The following is a 16,778-nucleotide window of genomic DNA, read 5'->3' as shown; positions in this document are numbered from 1 at the left end:
GACCAGATTGGCATAGTGACGGAGGTGAATGAGCGAAACGGTGCTGACGACGGAGCAGACCAGAAGCTCCATGACCAGATAATACTTACCGTATATATCAAGATAAGGCGCTGCCATCATATCCATCAAAGCGACGACTATGGCTGCCAGGAACAAAAGGCGCGTGGCACGCTCGAGCCTTACCGCAGCTAGACGGTCCTCAACAGGCTTATTCTTGTTCCGATGCCACCAAATCCCACGAACGATGGCCCCGAGAAAAAGAGCGCCCGGGCATACAACCGACCAGACACAAGGCACTATACAATACAAGGAATAGATGTGGCACGCCATCGCGAGCGTCAATCCGGCATATATGGGCGGCATTTTCTGCGCAAACGAACGGTATTGCGCCAACGATAAGTGATGATCTTGCGAAATAAAGCCTGCCATTCATCCTCCGCAGGTGGCTCGGTTTGTCTGAACCTTATTGGACGTTTCGTTAAATGGATTTCGGTCTCGATGAGCCGACGTGGCTTTCATGGATCCCACCGACAAGGCCATGTCGGCGGCGTGTCACTTCAGCTTAGCGTTCTCATCGTCTAACTGCCGATGCCGTTTGACTTCAGAGGGTCCAACGAGTTGAGCAGTTGCCTTTTGTTGCATTGCTGCACCGTTTGCAGGTTTTCATGCCCTCAACCGCGGGCTCATCGTCGCGCCCGAGCCCTGCCCCGCGCTGTCACCCAAATAATTCCGCTGCATATCTGTCAAGAACTGGCGGCTAGAATCATCCAGTTTGAAGTTCGCAAGCAAGCGCCGCAATTGTTCTGCTTCGGCCGCAAGGCTCTGGCTAGCTGCGGACGATTCTTCCACCATCGCGGCGTTCTGCTGGGTGTTCTGATCGATCGAAGACAGAGCGCCATTGACCGATTGCAATCCAACGGCCTGTTCCTTGGCGGCGTCCACGATGGCAGCCATGTGCTTGCTGATTTCCTGAACATCCGCAACGATCGCATGCAGTGCGTTTCCCGTTTCGCCGACGAGCGTGACGCCGGCCTTGACCTGATGATCGGAATTGGTGATCAGCGCCTTGATTTCCTTCGCCGCTTCCGATGCGCGTTGTGCCAGGACGCGGACTTCCTGCGCAACCACGGCAAAGCCCTTGCCCGCTTCTCCAGCGCGGGCAGCTTCCACACCGGCATTCAGCGCCAAAAGGTTCGTCTGGAAGGCAATCTCGTCCATGGTTTCGGTGATATTTCCGACCTGGAGCGAAGATTGTTCTATCTCTGCCATCATTTGGATGGCTTTGAGCATCACCGCTTCGGATTGCTCCGCGCCTTGTCGAGAACGCTCGACGAGTCGACCTGCAGCTTCAGCGCGCTTGGCGGTTTCCTTCACAGTCGTGGTGATTTCTTCGAGTGCCGCGGCCGTTTCCTCAACGAAAGCAGCCTGCTGTTCCGTCCGTTTGGACAGATCGTCGGCGGCATTGCGGATTTCGCTCGCCGAGGAGTCAATGGAATAGGCGTTTTGACCGACCGCCTCGAGAGCGGCCCTCAGCGTCGCGATCGAGTTGTTGAGATCGTCGCGCAAGCCATGATAGGCTGGCGGAACCTCGCCATCGACGCGAGAGGTCAGATCCTGTGCGGCGATGCTCTTCAGCGCCTCTCCCAGGCTGCTGCAGACAAATTCCTGTTCTCGCGCAATCGCTTCGGCTTGGGCAATCTGCTTGGCTTTTTCCGCCTCCTCCAGATAGACGGAGATGGCCAGATCCATGTCGAGCAGGACCGCTTTGGCGAGGCTTCCGAGCGCCTGGCCGAAATCCGCCGGCGACAGGCTGGTCTTCCGCCCTAGCCACCGACCTCCGGGAAAGTGCTCGGCAATTGCTGTCCTTATCAGATGGTCCAGGACGATGGCATAGCCGCCGATATACCATTTGGGTTCCAGACCGATACGCGCATGCACGCTGCCGATCTTGTAGACCTTCTCTCCGTAGGTACCCGTGAAGTCGCCATTCGATATGTTGATCCAGTGGCCCGTCTGTGCGGATTTGGCGGCGTTCATATGATCGTCCGAGCGGAAGAACTGCCGCGTCTCGGGATGTTTCTTGACCTGAACATAGAAGCGATCGAGCGCCACAGGCAATTCGCGGTCGATAACGGCCTTGAGCGAGCGGATGGCCTCGCAGTCCTCCTGTGCCATCTGCATGAAGTCGAGCCTGTGCCGAATTGCCTCAACGCGATCGGAGGCTGTCCGGTTGTCGGTGGATGGAGCATGGGAGTGTTCGTTCTTCATGTGTTTCGCGTCCTTTTCTGGGCAAATGCTGACAGTCGGCCTTCAGCCGGCTGATGAAACAGGGGATTTGTTGAGACGTTCGATGGCGCTGAGGTCGCGTTCTGCGGGAGCGGGACGGCCGAAGAGATAGCCCTGTATCTCCATACAGCCTTCTTCGAGTACGCGATCGAAATGCGCCCTCGTTTCGACGCCCTCGGCCACGGTCACGACATTCAGCCGTTTTCCAAGATCGCAAATGGCGCGCACGATTGCTGCGGCGTCTGCATGTTCGACAGCTGCCCTGACGAAAGACCCGTCGATCTTGATCTTGTCGAAGGCGAAGGCGCGCAGGGCACTGAAGGTAGAATAGCCAGTCCCGAAATCGTCGAGTGCAACTTGGACCCCGATGGCCTTTAACTGGCGCAAATCGCCAACACTGCCGCGCCCTTCCATGATGGCCGTTTCAGTCACCTCGATTTCCAGTCGATCGGGAGCAAGACCGCTCGTGGTCAGAGCGTTCAAAACAGTCTGCAGCAACGTGCCCTTCCCCAATTGGACGGGAGAGATGTTGACCGCAACCCTCGCACCGTCCTCCCAGCCGGCTGCATCGCGGCAGGCGGTCTCCAGAACGTGGGCGCCGAGCTGGAAAATGAGACCACTTCGTTCGGCAATCGGGATGAATTCGCAAGGGGAAACCCAGCCGGCTTCCGGGTGATGCCAACGCAGAAGGGCTTCGCGCGTGGACACTGTCTGTGTAGCCGCATCAACAATCGGTTGATAAAAGATGAACAGGCCTTCGCCGCTTTGCAGGGAGTGTTTGAGACCTGCTTCCAGCCGAATTGCATGCTGCATGCCTGCTTCCAGATCCGGCGAAAACATCCAGAACATGCCTTTGCCCGCAGCCTTGGCGGCGTAGAGCGCGATATCGGCATGGGCGCAAAGGGTTTCTGCGTTTAGGCCGTGCAGAGGTGCCATCGCTATGCCGATCGAAACACCGACTTGCACCTGTTGACCATTGTCGAGCCTGTAGGGCATCGACAATGCATCGATGATGCAGCTTGCGTGCCTCTTAATGGCAGTCACATCATTGAACGGGGACAGAATGGCGAATTCGTCGCCGCCAAGCCGTCCGATCGTGGTATTTGCCTCCACACACACACCGCGCAGCCTTTCCGCAACCATGCGCAACAGACTGTCTCCCGCCGGATGGCCCAACGTATCGTTGACCAGCTTGAACCCATCAAGGTCTAGGAAGAGAAGGGACAGGTTGTTTCCGGGAATGGAGAGACTGGCTTCGAGGCGCTCGTTGAAGCTCGCGCGATTGGCGAGGCCGGTCAGTGTATCATAGTGGGCAAGCTGGATGATCCTTCGTTCGGCCTCGACTTCTTTCGTGACAATCGCCCAGGTCAGCATCGGACCGAGATATAGCCCATCATCAGAAGTGATGGCTGTTACCTGTAGGTCCAGCACTTCCGAACCCAGCTTGATCCTGGCAAAATGTGGCAGGTTGTTGCCACTGGACAGCAATTGTCGCTGAGCTTCAGGATGACGGTGGAAGACATCGATGGACGTGCCGATCAAATCTTCAGCCTTGAGCGGGAGAAGATGCTCGATGCTTCGGATCAGGGTCTTGGAAGTCTCGTTGGCATAGTTGATTTTGAAGGTTTCAAGATCGACGGTCATCACCGCGACAGGCATGTCATCGATCATCCTAAGCAGCCTTTGGGTCGCCTCTGCATTGCGGACGATCTTCTTCAAGCTGGCGATATCGGCGCAGTGTTTTGCAATCTTCTTCCCCGCTGCCAGAACAGGCGAGGTTTCCCCAGAAGCCCTCAAAGGCACCGCTTTAGACTTGCTCCTCACGATACGATGCATGCATTCAATCCCGCACAATTCCGATAGGCATGAAACGAAGGCCGAGTTTCATTCGGTATTGCGCGCGGAATCATTTCGCGGACGTCGTGGTCTCGTAAAAGAATAGATGTTCTCAAAAACTCATTCTACATCCGATCCAAATGGAAGATTTTAAGCTTCATAGGAACGTAGGATTTGATATTATTAAAAATCTATAATTACGAGGAAACGTAATTACATGATGACCTAAATTAGGCGCGACATAAACGAAATAAATTTGACGAATTTCATTTTCCATGCAACAAAAACACATATTTACAGACATTGTATTTAATAATGGAGGACACAGCTTCAGTTCGCGCCACAACGCGCAAGATCCTGTGAGGGATGAGGAACAGGCCCGTCGGTCAAACCCTCATCCAGTTGCGCGAAGCCATCAACCGTCATTGATTGCCGATAGGCACGCGGCGACATTCCTATCCAGCGTTTGAAAGCAAGATTAAAGGCGGGCCCTGACGAATAGTCGAGTTTTGTTCCGACGAGATGGACCGGCAAGTTTGTCGTCGCGAGAAGGCGAAGCGCTTCGGTTCTGCGAATTGCTTCGAGGATTCCACCATAGGAGGCCCCCTCTTCGGCGAGACGCCTTTGAAGCGTTTTGGGGCCTAAATCCATGCATGCAGCCAGCATGTCCAGACTAACAATATTGACGCCGAGCATGGCATGTATGGCGACAGCTACGCGTGACGTCATGCTGCCGTCGAAGTCGGGGATATAGGCGATGCGATCGTTGATGAGATTCAACGCGCAGTTTCTGACGTGTCGATGCGAACAGAGAATAGGCAGGTCGAGCAGCTTGCTGGCAAATACGAGTTCGTTATGGTCGGCATTGAACTCCAGAGGCGATTTGAAAATGGCACTGTGAGGCGTCGTGTCGGACGGTCGGCCGTGACGAAAACGGACCAGTACATGTTTGCCTTCCGTGACGCCTGTCAGTGTTTCGAAGATCAAACTTGTAACGGCAAGTAGATGCTCGATGACCTGACGGCGATCAAGCATACGCGCGTTTATCTCCAACCTGTAGGCAAGCTCAGCTCGCCCGGACTGATAGACCACGCGCGGACGATAGGCGTTCGTATGCCCCGGTAAAACGCGTTCGGCAAGCGCGATAACATCTCGGATGGTGTGGGCATGGAAACTGGCAAGCATGATCGGCCCGAGTTGCGGGAAATATGGCTTGCTCCATGCTGCCCAGTCTAAACCGAGAGAAGGTCGGTTCATACGGCTAGAAATAAGTTGCAGCGCCATGCCGAATTTCTGCGCTCCAATATAGCTGTCCGGTTCGATCAGGCAGGCTGACGAAAGTCCAGCGGCCTCTAGCAAGCTGTCGAAATGCTCAGATCGCCCGCCCAGCATGTCCGTCAGGCCGCAAAAAGCGCCGGCTCGAATGTAGTTGCGCTCGAAGCCAACAATCACGTTTTTGCTGTTTTGTGCCATGCAGTCTTCTCGCATCTGACTGACGTATCGGCTGCCGCTGCAAACAACTCGGAACGACTTCATTTGCTTACATGAACGCGAGGATCGCACGCCCTCGGCCCGATGCGACCCGCTCGATCACATGTTCTGGGTTTCAATCTGAGAGCTCTGTTGGCATCCGACCTTGACGGCAAAGTCACGCACACCCCGCTCTCCGCGTAAGGCTTTGCCGACGCAAGAGGCTTGAGAAAAGTCAAATCTGTGCATGGCCGCAAGAAATTTGCACCTGGAGTGCAGATTTGCATTTACACGATAGGACCGGCAAAAAATCTGAGCACTGAACCTGGTGATTGCATCCTGCACGCGGTAGCTCTCGCGAAAGATATGTCTCTCACTCGCTCGGGGCTGCGATTCGCAACGTATTTGTGAGGTTTCGCGCCGAGGCGCTAAAAATGCATTTCCCGGAATTTCGTAGGGGAAACGCCATATGTTTTCTTGAAGACTTGGGAAAAGTTTGACGGTGAACTAAAGCCCAATGATCGCGCAATGTCTTCAATGGACCGATGGGCGCTTTTGAGTATCTCCTTGCCAGCCATTTCGAGCCTGAGCGCCGTCTGATATTCGCTGATCGTTCGTCCAGTTGCCTTCTTGAACGCATATTGCAAGGCGCGCGTACTGACTCCACTGACATCGGCAAGAGTGACAGCACTGATGTGACGGTGTGGAGCACTATGGATGAACTCCAAAGCGCGCTTGACCTGACGGGGCGAAAGCTGCGGCGCGTTGGATAAGAAGCCTGAATTGTTGTTGGGGAAATTCAGGATGAGCGAGTCAACGATGAAGTCTTCAAGGCCGCTGGATTGGCCAGGAGCGCCCTCGGCCAATTGCACGATTGGCGATCCTGGCAGGCTTTGAACTGCGGCGGCGAACTGCTTCAGCGCATTTGCTGGCAAGGCCACGTTGTCAAACCGCAACGGACGTCCGGCGCGCCCGTCCAAAAGATGACACAGCCTGCTCTGCAGCACATTATCGGGAACAATGAGGGAGAGTTGTTGGGAACCATCCTGCAATTTTACGTCGACAGGGTGGTGATAGACGGTTGCCATGCCTCTACCGAGACGCAAATCGGAGATTTTCGAGTTGATGGCGATCTGATGGTCCATGACGATCACGAACATTGTCGCGTCCATCGGCGCGATCGGCTTGATTTCATAGCTACCAACGGCGGTAAAGAGTTCCAGCGTGACATGACCGATCGTGTTCACCATCCCGTTGAAGCCGAAGTTCTCGTAACTGCCCAATGGCCTGATTTCGACGGGGGAATAGGATGAGGAGAGATGCTCCTCAAGTTTTGCAATGTTCGAGGAACTGTATTCAACCTTGCTTTGCATGGAGGGCCTTTGTATCAATCGCGACACCGGATACGCTGGTTCGTTGCCTTTTGTCACTTGACGCTGAAGTCGATCTTTCATAGCGGATTCAGCATGCGGCGGAAAATATTAATCATGGTCAGGGATCATTCACGGTCGTGAGTCCGCAGGACAAGAATGCTCGTGACTTCGAGCCACTGGTCGCCAGAATCGTATTCCATGTGGTCAGCGATGGCCAACGGCAAATTCGGGAGCCTGTTTTGCATCCGTCATTGTTTGCACGAAGACAGAGCAAGCGTTTCAGATGATCCGATCTTCTCCAGACGGCCTGATATCGCTAGGCGTGACACCATCGTCAACTGCCACAAAGGGTGCACTAAATTCGAAAAGCAAGCCCTCCTCCAGGTATCGCAAGGTCGCCGTGCCGCCAGCCTCCTGTGCAAGCCACCGCTCAATCATCCGTGTCCCAAATCCGCGGCGGCCCGGCACGCTGTGAATGGCGGGGCCATGTTGTTCGCGCCAGGAAAACAAGAGGGTTCTGACACCGTCGACGTCCGCAACCCGCCAGGAAACCAAAACTTCACCGTCGCCTGTACTCAGCGCTCCATACTTCATCGCATTGGTGCACAACTCATGGAGCGCAAAAATCATGACTTTGGCGAGCCGCGAGGAAATGAAGATTTCGTCGCCGGTGACATGGAAAGGAGAAAAATCCCTGTCGAATGGCTTGGTTGCCTCTTCAACGACATCCGACAGTGAGGCGCCCCGCCAATCATTGCGAATCAAAAGGTTCTGCGCATTGGCAAGCGCGCTCAGCCGTGCCTGAAAAATTGCCAGCGCTTTTTCATCAGATCGCGTTGTTTTCAGTGTCAGCCGCGCGATCGACTGCACCATAGTCATGTTGTTCTTGATGCGATGCGCAAATTCGCCCAGGATGAGCCGGGTACGTTCCTCCCTTGTCTTTAGGGACGTGATGTCCATGAAAACGCATTGCAGATCACCGGGTTCTGTTGGAACGAATTTGGCGAGAAACCAGCGCCTTGGGCTCTCTGCATCGGCGAAGAAAAACTCCACCTCACCGATGGAGCGGTTAGCAGTACTCCTGTCAATACAGGCTTCAAGAGACAATCGACTTTCAGTCGGCAAGATCGAAAGAGCTTCGGAAAGATTGCGGACCCGAATTGAAGGCGCGTCATCAGCGCGAATATCAAAAGATGACGCTGACGACGAAATAATAAAAAATATGCATGATCTTGATTTATAAATGTCCATCAATCCAATATATGTCGATTTGTTCATAGTAAACCCATTCCGACATATACGTTACATGCCATTTCATACTTGAATATATAATAATATATATGGTTATTAAGAAAATTTGCAATCGACAACTTGTTAATATTCGAGGTCAAATTGACAATCGTCAATTTGATGTCCCAAGTGCAATTGGAATTGGGATGCATAGACCGGTTACTTCGGTGGAGAGTGGTCGCCGCTTGGCGATAGCGTCCAAACCATACAGCGCTGGACGATTGATGCTCTCACTGTAGAAATTTTTTGCGGCTCTATGATACTCTGCCAACCTGGCCAATGAGCCAGCAGGCTTTCCCTGTCCGGCGTTCAGAAAACCGGCTGTCCGCGCATCCGCGCCGACCAGACTTCGGCGGAACGACCGCATTCTCACGATTAACTGCCAAGCGACACATTCGTTCGCGCTGCGCGTAATCCTCACGGTTGGCAGGCTCGACGTGCTCGTCGTTAACTGCGACCGAAACCTTTAATGGCAGGTCGATGACCTAGATTTGGATGAGGACGCTCTGGAGATGCAGTTCGTGATCAATGCCAGTGTGGCGATCGCGGCAATCCGCACCGCGATCAATGGTATGAACGATCATGGTAGGGTGATCGAGGTCGGTGCCAATGTGGTTGATCTTTTCGGTACGCCGGCTCTTACGGATTACGAGGCCACCCGTACTGCCATCGGGGCCTGCAAGGCAGTGGCACGTTATGTCGATCCCCCTGGCATTTTCGCGACTGTCGTTCCATAGACGAGACTTGCAATTGGCGGATCTAAGCCGTGGTGCCTGCCTTGCGTTCTCAAGGCAGGGCCTGCGAAATCCCCTCTACTCAGGTCAATTGCTTGTGAGGATTGGCGTGCTGGGAAACCTCACTGCACGCCACGTGCAACCTCTAGGCCGCAACGATCTCATCGGCCAGCTGCGGCCGCGCAAGCAGCTCATAGCTTGCCGCAGTCGTAACATCGGCTTTTGGATTGTCGATCGCGCCATCAAAGCGACCGATGATCTTGCCACCACTGACAAGTGCCGGCGCATCATGACTGATCAGCAGGAAGCGGGTGCCGGACAGGGCGCGCTTGATGGCTCTTTTCTCATCCAGCGTGGACATGGCATGATTGCCTGTAATGGTCGGCTCATGGGCGGCCTGATCCAGCAAGGGTGAAATCAGCTGATCGCCGAGATGATAGGCAATGTCACCGGCAATATTCACCAGGCCTTCATCGGTCTCCACGAGGACTGAGATCGACCCTGGGGTATGTCCACCGGAGAGACGGACCGCAACGCCCGGAATGATTTCTTCTTCGAAAGTGCCGTCCACGTCGAACAGGCGAAGGGCGCCACGGGTGTGCAGGCGGTCGATCAGATGCTTGGTTTCCGTGGCTGTGTACATGCCCGGTCCCATCAGGCCAGATGCGGCAAATTGAAGTTCACGGCGCGACAACATCACGGTTGTGGACATCGGAAAGAGATAGTCCTGACCGGAATGGTCGATATGAACATGCGTATGGATGATGTGGCGGATGTCTTTCATCTTGAGCCCATGTTGAGCCAGATGATGTTCGATCGTCATCTCGCGCGTCCGTTCGTGCAGCATGCCAAAGCGTTCGTACTGCTCCGAGTTTCGCGATCCGGTGTCCACGAGGATCGGCTCCTCGCCGCCGGTGATCAGGAAGCCGAGGGTTGGAATGGTGGTCGGTTGTCCGGGATTGCGGAACAGGACCAGACCACTGGAATCCATGGTGATGTTGCCGTTGTTGATCGGGTGAATCTTGAGAGCCATTTCAATTTTCCTTGAGGTTGGGACTACGTTTTGAACCATTTGGTTCTTTTTGGATGGATGCACTTTGCTCGGGAAGCTGAGGTCAGACGTCGGGGGAGACGCAGTATCGGCCGTTTTGCAGAGGTCGGCTCGATGGAAGGGGCAGAACGCTCGTCGGTATGACCGCTGACCTGTTGTTGAGGCGAGACACCACCCCGATCACGATGATGCACAAGGCGACCATCAAGCCGGCGCCGATCATGGTCGCCGTGGCCATATTGATGACGGTGGCCACCTTTCCGAGTGCTACGGCGAGCAGACCGGTGAAGAGATAGGCAAGAAGATAGAGAGCCGACATGACGCCGCCACGAACCGCTTCGGGGGTGACAGCATTCATGATCGTCAAGCCGCCATACACCGTCAGTGCGTAGCCGACGCCGGAAATCGCGGTCGCCGGGATGAAGAACAGGAGGCTGTGCTGAACGACTGCACCTGCCAGGAATATCATGCCGACAATCGAGGCGAGCGATCCGCAGATCACCGCGACGGTGCCTGACAGCCGGCGCGCAAACAGCCCGGCCGCACCAAGCGAGATTGCAAAGAGGGCCAGCGCGAAGCTGTTGACGAACACGTTCGAAGACCGGACGAGTTCCTTGGCGATCTGCGCTCCGAGCGAGGTGATGATGACACCGTGAGTGTAGGCCGTCATGACCGCGATCGATGCCGCAAGAAATGTCGGGCGGATGCCTGCCTCCACTTGCGGCATACGCGGACGCCACCGACGACCGGTCTGTCGTTCAAGGTTCCGGGGCAGAAACCAGCTGAAGATGAAGAGCACGACAAGCAGCACCAACAGCACGATGAAACTCAGTCTCGTCGGCAGCGGGGCGTACTGGACCAGAACGCCGCCCACCAGCAGCGCAGATGAAAATCCAATTGCCTGGGCAACGATGGTCGTCGCGCTTGCGCGCGTCACTCCGCCTTGTCCCGCATACTCCTGCAGTGCAGCCGTCGAAGGCCCCGCAGACAATCCGACGCCTATGCCCATGAAAATCCGCCCGACGAACAAGGTTTCCACGTTGGGCGCGACCGCGAAGAGGAGCACGCCGAGGATCGACGAAGCGAGCCCGAACAGCATCGTCGCGCGTCGTCCGATGAAATCCGAGACGTCCCCAAAGATGACCAGGATCGCCACAACGACGATGGGATAGACGGCAAAGATCGCGGTGGTGATGGTGGGCGTCAGGTTCCACTGCTGTGCGTAGAGCGGATAGGTCATCGCGGGTGCGGCACTGGTCCACAACGTATGCGCAACGACGCCCGCGCAAACCCAGAAGGCCTGTGGGTTGGTGAGTCGCTTATGCATCGGGAACTCCTGTCATCCGGCCGTCGTAGCCATTATGAACCAATTGGTTCAAAACTAGGTGAGCAATAGCGTGCCGTCAAGTAATTTCGAACTGTTTGGTTTTTTATTTTATCGAGCGAGACCGAGAAGGGCCTGCGCTGAGACCCATAGTCGATGGAACAGGGAGAGATTGTCCGATCCGCTGATGGTGATGACGGCGACAATTATCGACGAAGAGGGAAGTCGGAATGTACGGTCAGCGAACCAGATGTCTGCTTATTGACCGGACTTCACCGCGCCTGAACCGGCCCGCACAAGCGTCATAAACTGCTGGACGCGTTTTTCATGCTGAAGCCCATCTGTATGGAGATTGGCATCGATGCACAGGCCAGAAAAGTAGGTCCAGATGAGATCGCAAATTGCTTCGACGCGATCGGCTGTAACTGCGGCTTCCACATTTGCCCGGATCGCCTGCATGCGTCGCGCATTGAAATCCGCAATAAGCCGCACCGCTTTTTCCGGCAAGGTCGCAACGTCACGTGTCGAATTGATCGACAGGCAGCCGGCGTGGTCGGCCGAGAATGTTGGAGCATGGAGCAGGAACTGCTCGATATTGTGAAAGCCCGGCGGAGAGGTTTCGAGGATCCGCAATGCCGGCCCTGTCTCCAGGTAGCGCTGCAAAGCAGCAACAAAGAGGTCCTCTTTGCTGTCGAATTCGGAATAAAGACCAGACTTGTTGACCCCGGTTTCTGCTTCCAGTGTTTGGACATTCGTGCCCGCCAGGCCGAATTTCCAGAAGATGGGGATCGCCTTGTCGAGAACCCCTTCGCGATTGAACTTTTTGGGCCGCGCCATATCCGTCACCTCAGTTTCGAACCATATAGTTCAAAATAAGGCGTGTTTCAACAGACGACGGAAGAGGGCGAAGTGACGTGTCCCTCCGCTTGGCCTGCGAAGAGGATTCCCTATTCCGCACCGCGGCCAGCCTGCGCCGCGGGAGACGTGTCGAGGAGGTCTGGATGCTGTGACAATCGATCGGCCAGGAAGCGTACGAAGGTCCGTACCTTGGCGGCGATGTGACGATTGGCCGGGTAAACCGCATGAATGGGGATGGTTGCGATTTCCCAGTCGTCCAGCAGACGGACCAGTTCTCCCGCCCGAAGAGACGGCCCAACCACGTACATGGGCAATAGCGCAATCCCTGCCCCATGGAGAGCGGCGGCCAGCAGGCTTCTGCCGTCATTGCTTTCAAAGCGCGGCTGGATGGCGACGCGTCTCTCCGTCTCCGCTTGCGAAAAGTGCCAGACCCTGCCCCATCTCAGCTTGGAAAAGTGGAGGCAGGCATGGGTCGCGAGATCTTCCGGGTGAAGCGGTCGGTCCCGGTCGGCAAGATAGTCCGGCGAGGCGCAAACCACGATGGGCGAAGCGCCAATCTTGCGGGTGACAACATTCGGTTCGAGCGAGATCGTTCCCCGGATGGCAAGGTCGAAGCGTTCCTCCACGAGGTTGACAGCATCCGGCGATAGGCTGAGTTCGATGGATATGCCGGGATTGAGCTTCAGAAATGCGGCAATCGACTGCGTGACGTGATCTGCCCCTAGATCCGGCGGCGCGGAAACGCGAATACGGCCGATCGCTTCCTTCTGAAAGGACGTGGCGGCTCTTTCTGCCTCTCGCAACTGTGGCATGACATCCGCAAGCGCCAGCCGGTAGGCTTCGCCGGCCTCCGTAAGGGATACCACGCGCGTCGTCCGCTGCAGCAGCCGAATCCCCAATCGCTTTTCCAGATCCTGCACCTGCGCGCTCACCGTCGGACGCGACATGTCGAGCCTTTCAGCAGCTTTGGAAAAGCTCAGCGTCTCGGCGACTGCGAGAAAGGCAGAGACCCCCGCTAACGGATCAAGCGTCTTCATGAAAATCTTCCGACAAGTGATGTTCGTTTATCAATCTTATCACGAACAGCGGGTGGCGGTAATCCTTGTGCATCGGGACGGTGCAGAGATGGCGTCCCTCAACCCAGCAGGCGCCGCAGCGCCAGGAGACAGAGTATGAGCGAGCAAGATCGTTGGTTCATGAATGCCTATCTGAGAATTCTTCTTTCCAAGTCGGTGAGTGCCGCTGGCGTATCGCTGGTTGAACATACGATGGCCAAGGATTTCGCCGTGCCGCTGCATGTCCATAATGACGAGGACGAAACCTTCTACATGCTGGAAGGCACAGCGCGCTTTCAGGTCGAGGACAAGGTGTTTGACGCTGTTCCCGGTCAGTCCTTCCACGTTCCCGGCGGCACGCGCCATTCGTTCCGCGTCATCTCGGATGTCGCGAAATTCCTGACCGTCTCGAACGGCCATTTTGAGGATATGGTTCTGGAGGCATCCGTTCCCGCCGAACGGGCGGAGCTTCCGCCGGCTGCGCCCTTCGGGCCGAAAGAGCAGCAGCGGCTTGCCGAGATCTGCAACCTCAACGGTATCGAGTTTGTCGGGCCGCCGGTTGAATGAACGAAAGGTCTCGCGGGGAGGAAATGCCCCGCGAGACCTTCCATATCGATGGGGTCAGCGCTGATAACGCTCTGCCGGTTCGCGGCTGGAGAGGTGCGGCAGCATGGCAGTGCGGGCGGCTTCCCAGGCATCCCACTCGGCAGCATCGGCCAGCGATGGAATGGTGGCAAATTCGCCCCGATCCAGCCCCAGAAGCGCTGCATCCACGAGATCAGCGGCGGACATGACCCATTCGGTCGGCAGATTGCTGGCCGGCAGGCCCGCCACATCCCAGAACTCTGTTCCGGTCGCGCCAGGCAGCACGACCTGAACATTGACGCCGGTGCCAGCCAGTTCCTTGCGCAGCGAATGGCTGAAGGCGAGCAGGAAGGATTTTGTGCCGCCATAGACGCCGTTGAGGATTTCCGGGCCGATCGCAACGATCGAGGAAATGTTGATGATCGTGCCCTTGCCGCGCGCGATGAAGCGGGGAACTGCTGCATAGGTCAGTCTCAGAGGCGCCGTGACATTGATCGCCACCATCGCCTGCATGTCGCGTACATCGGCGGCCGTCAGGGGGGCGGCACTGCCGAAGCCGGCATTGTTGACCAGATGCGTGATCGCCTGATCCTCTGCAAGGACGGCTTCGACGGCGCTGAGGCCTTCCTCGGAACCGAGATCGGCGGCGATCGTCTTCACCTGAACGCCGTGCTTTTCTTTCAATAAAGCTGCAACATCAGTCAATCGGCCAAGATTGCGCGCCACCAGAATGAGATCATGGCCGCGGGCTGCGAAGCGGTCCGCATAGATGGCGCCGATGCCGGACGATGCGCCAGTGATCAGAACGGTTCCTTTGGTATCAGTCATTGTCTTGTCCTCTCATGTGCTGGCAGTTGATGCCCGCTGTTTCGATGAGTGAACCTTAGCGCTGGACGAGCGCGTCTCAAATGACGTATATCCGTCAAAAAAAGACACAGCCTCTTTCGGAGATCTGACATGCGCCACATCGGCTTCATCATGGAAAACGGCTTCCAGGTCATGGGCATGGCCGCGCTTACCGCGTTCGAATTTGCCAATGAGGCGCTGGGGACCGAAGCCTACCGCCTGACCGTGATGTCGGAGAAGGGCGGTCCGATCCGCTCCTCGCTGGGCATCAGAATCGACACCCAGCCGCTGGGCGAGTTTCCAGATACGCTGATGGTCGTGGGCGAACTTGTGCCGCAGCCGCTGAGCGCGCCTTTGCGCAACTATATAAGCGAAGCGGGAACAGCGTCCCGCCGGGTGGCGGGTGTCTGCACCGGGGCCTTTCTTCTGGCCGAGGCAGGACTTCTCGATGGCCGCCAGGCCACCACCCACTGGGCGCATGCCCGCACGCTGCAGGAACGGTTTCCCAAGATCGAGGTCGACGAGGATCGCATCTTCATTCAGGATGGGTCGATCTGGACGTCTGCGGGCATGAGTTCCGCCATCGACCTGACGCTTGCCCTCATCGAGGATGACCATGGGTCGGAGCTTTCGCGGCAGATTGCCCGTAATCTCGTTGTCTATCATCGCCGCCCCGGAGGACAATCGCAGTTCTCGGCCCTGCTGGAACTTGAGCCGCGTTCTGATCGCGTTCGGCGCACGCTGGTCTATGCCAAGGAGCATCTGCGCAATCCGCTGACCGTGGAGGAGCTGGCAGAGGTGGCAAGCCTTAGCCCGCGTCAGTTCAGCCGTCTTTTTCACGAGGAGACCGGGCAATCGCCCGCCAAGGCGGTGGAGCGGCTGCGCCTGGAAGCGGCCAAAGCCATGCTGGAGGAGGGGCGCCATCCGCTTGATATCGTCGCCCGTGATACCGGTTTTTCAGACCGCGACCGCATGCGCCGCGCCTTCCTGCGCTTCTTTGGCCAGCCCCCGCAGAGCCTACGTCGCAGCCTGAAGCTGATCGAGGGCGAAGACCCCAAGGTGCTGGCCGACTGACATGCATGTCTCGAATTGACGTTTTTACGTCATTTGAGACGCGACGAAACAGGCCTACTTTCCTTTCATCGAAACAAGCCCAGCGGGCAATGAAAGGAATGGCTCATGTCTGCTCCAACCAATCTGCAATGGCTTGATACCGCCCATGGCCGCCTTGCAGTTCGCAAGGATGGCCCGGAGGGAGGTATCCCCCTTCTCCTGCTTCAGCGCTTTCGCGGCACACTGGATGATTGGGATCCGGCCTTCATTCAGGCCATCTCCAGGGATCGTCGCGTCATCCGCTTCGATAGCGCCGGCATTGGCCGCTCCGAAGGAGACGTTCCTGAAACAATCGTCGGCATGGCGGCTGTCGTCGTCGAGGTTCTGGCAGCACTTGGCCTGTCAAAGGTCGATGTTCTGGGCTGGTCGCTCGGCGGTGTCGTCGCCCAGCAGTTCGCACTGGATTATCCGCATCTGGTGCGCCGCCTGATCGTCGCCGGATCCAGCCCCGGCGGCATTACGGATGGCCCGCAGCAGCATCCGCGGGTGCCGCAGGTGATGACCAAGAGCGAAAACGGCGACGATGATTTCCTCTTCCTGTTCTATCCGGAAACGGAAAGCGCGGTTGCCCAGGGGCGGGCATCGCTTGCCCGTATCAAGGCGCAGGCAGATCAGGGGCCAAAGACTTCGGCGCTTGCCTTCATGGGCCAGGCGAAGGCGATTTCCACATGGCCGGGCGTGCTGCACCGCGTGAACGAATTGCGGCTGCCGATCCTGGTCGCCAATGGCGCCCACGACGTGATGATCCCGGCCTACCGCTCCTATGTGCTCTCGCAACAGGCGCCGGATGCCAAGCTGGTCCTCTATCCCGATGCCGGCCACGCCTTTCTCTTTCAGGAGATCGAGGATTTCTCCCAAGAGATTGACCGGTTTCTCGAAGGTTGATCCGGCGATGGCCGGATCTGCCAAGTATTTCCCCGAGAGGTTCAGCATTATTCCTGAGAAAGGAGAACAATC

General features: G+C 56.5%; 14 protein-coding genes. 4 read left to right on the top strand and 10 right to left on the bottom strand.

The features are described 5' to 3' along the window. Window positions 1–663: 663 nt before the first annotated feature. The 5 genes from Q2T52_RS15305 to Q2T52_RS15285 all read right to left on the bottom strand — a co-directional run bounded on the left by Q2T52_RS15305 (window position 664) and on the right by Q2T52_RS15285 (window position 8,243). Window positions 664–2,268, bottom strand: coding sequence for a globin-coupled sensor protein (locus Q2T52_RS15305; RefSeq protein ID WP_302077643.1), 1,605 nt, complete (start codon window positions 2,266–2,268; stop codon window positions 664–666). 42 nt (window positions 2,269–2,310) lie between these two features. Then, window positions 2,311–4,122, bottom strand: coding sequence for a putative bifunctional diguanylate cyclase/phosphodiesterase (locus Q2T52_RS15300; protein WP_302077642.1), 1,812 nt, complete (start codon window positions 4,120–4,122; stop codon window positions 2,311–2,313). A gap of 330 nt (window positions 4,123–4,452) precedes the next feature. Next, window positions 4,453–5,595, bottom strand: a complete 1,143-nt coding sequence (locus Q2T52_RS15295) for an AraC family transcriptional regulator (RefSeq protein WP_302077641.1) — start codon at window positions 5,593–5,595, stop codon at window positions 4,453–4,455. 425 nt (window positions 5,596–6,020) lie between these two features. After that, on the bottom strand, window positions 6,021–6,965 hold the full coding sequence (locus Q2T52_RS15290) for a helix-turn-helix domain-containing protein (RefSeq protein WP_302077640.1): 945 nt from the start codon (window positions 6,963–6,965) through the stop codon (window positions 6,021–6,023). A 279-nt stretch (window positions 6,966–7,244) separates the two neighbouring features. After that, on the bottom strand, window positions 7,245–8,243 hold the full coding sequence (locus Q2T52_RS15285; RefSeq protein ID WP_302077639.1) for a sensor histidine kinase: 999 nt from the start codon (window positions 8,241–8,243) through the stop codon (window positions 7,245–7,247). Between the two features lie 524 nt (window positions 8,244–8,767). On the opposite strand from Q2T52_RS15285, the gene Q2T52_RS15280 reads away from it, so the two are divergent. After that, a complete protein-coding gene (locus tag Q2T52_RS15280) occupies window positions 8,768–8,992 on the top strand; it encodes a hypothetical protein (RefSeq protein WP_302077638.1) in 225 nt (74 codons plus the stop codon). 142 nt (window positions 8,993–9,134) lie between these two features. Here Q2T52_RS15280 and Q2T52_RS15275 read toward each other — a convergent pair whose 3' ends face one another. From Q2T52_RS15275 to Q2T52_RS15260, 4 genes are all read right to left on the bottom strand, one after another. Further along, complete coding sequence (locus tag Q2T52_RS15275; RefSeq protein WP_302077637.1) at window positions 9,135–10,022, bottom strand: N-acyl homoserine lactonase family protein; 888 nt, start codon at window positions 10,020–10,022, stop codon at window positions 9,135–9,137. Between the two features lie 82 nt (window positions 10,023–10,104). Continuing rightward, window positions 10,105–11,367 carry an MFS transporter gene (locus Q2T52_RS15270; RefSeq protein ID WP_302077636.1) on the bottom strand — a complete coding sequence of 421 codons (1,263 nt, stop codon included), beginning with the start codon at window positions 11,365–11,367 and terminating at the stop codon, window positions 10,105–10,107. 255 nt (window positions 11,368–11,622) lie between these two features. Continuing rightward, window positions 11,623–12,201 carry a TetR/AcrR family transcriptional regulator gene (locus Q2T52_RS15265; protein WP_302077796.1) on the bottom strand — a complete coding sequence of 193 codons (579 nt, stop codon included), beginning with the start codon at window positions 12,199–12,201 and terminating at the stop codon, window positions 11,623–11,625. 110 nt (window positions 12,202–12,311) lie between these two features. Further along, window positions 12,312–13,259, bottom strand: coding sequence for a LysR family transcriptional regulator (locus Q2T52_RS15260; RefSeq protein WP_302077635.1), 948 nt, complete (start codon window positions 13,257–13,259; stop codon window positions 12,312–12,314). Window positions 13,260–13,394: 135 nt separating this feature from the next. Between Q2T52_RS15260 and Q2T52_RS15255 the strand changes: the two genes are divergently transcribed. After that, window positions 13,395–13,844 (top strand): cupin domain-containing protein, encoded by a 450-nt coding sequence (locus Q2T52_RS15255; RefSeq protein WP_302077634.1) that lies wholly within the window; start codon window positions 13,395–13,397, stop codon window positions 13,842–13,844. A 54-nt stretch (window positions 13,845–13,898) separates the two neighbouring features. On the opposite strand, the gene Q2T52_RS15250 is transcribed toward Q2T52_RS15255, so the two are convergent. Then, a complete protein-coding gene (locus tag Q2T52_RS15250) occupies window positions 13,899–14,690 on the bottom strand; it encodes an SDR family NAD(P)-dependent oxidoreductase (protein ID WP_302077633.1) in 792 nt (263 codons plus the stop codon). Between the two features lie 129 nt (window positions 14,691–14,819). Here Q2T52_RS15250 and Q2T52_RS15245 point away from each other — a divergent pair, with 129 nt between their 5' ends. Together Q2T52_RS15245 and Q2T52_RS15240 are read left to right on the top strand one after the other, a co-directional pair. After that, a complete protein-coding gene (locus Q2T52_RS15245; protein WP_302077632.1) occupies window positions 14,820–15,782 on the top strand; it encodes a GlxA family transcriptional regulator in 963 nt (320 codons plus the stop codon). A 105-nt stretch (window positions 15,783–15,887) separates the two neighbouring features. Continuing rightward, complete coding sequence (locus tag Q2T52_RS15240; RefSeq protein WP_302077631.1) at window positions 15,888–16,706, top strand: alpha/beta fold hydrolase; 819 nt, start codon at window positions 15,888–15,890, stop codon at window positions 16,704–16,706. Window positions 16,707–16,778: the final 72 nt, after the last annotated feature.

This window comes from Rhizobium oryzicola, assembly GCF_030504645.1.
GTDB lineage: Bacteria > Pseudomonadota > Alphaproteobacteria > Rhizobiales > Rhizobiaceae > Neorhizobium > Neorhizobium oryzicola.
Note: the sequence above shows the minus strand (reverse complement) of the source record. Positions and strands in the feature narration are given on the sequence as shown.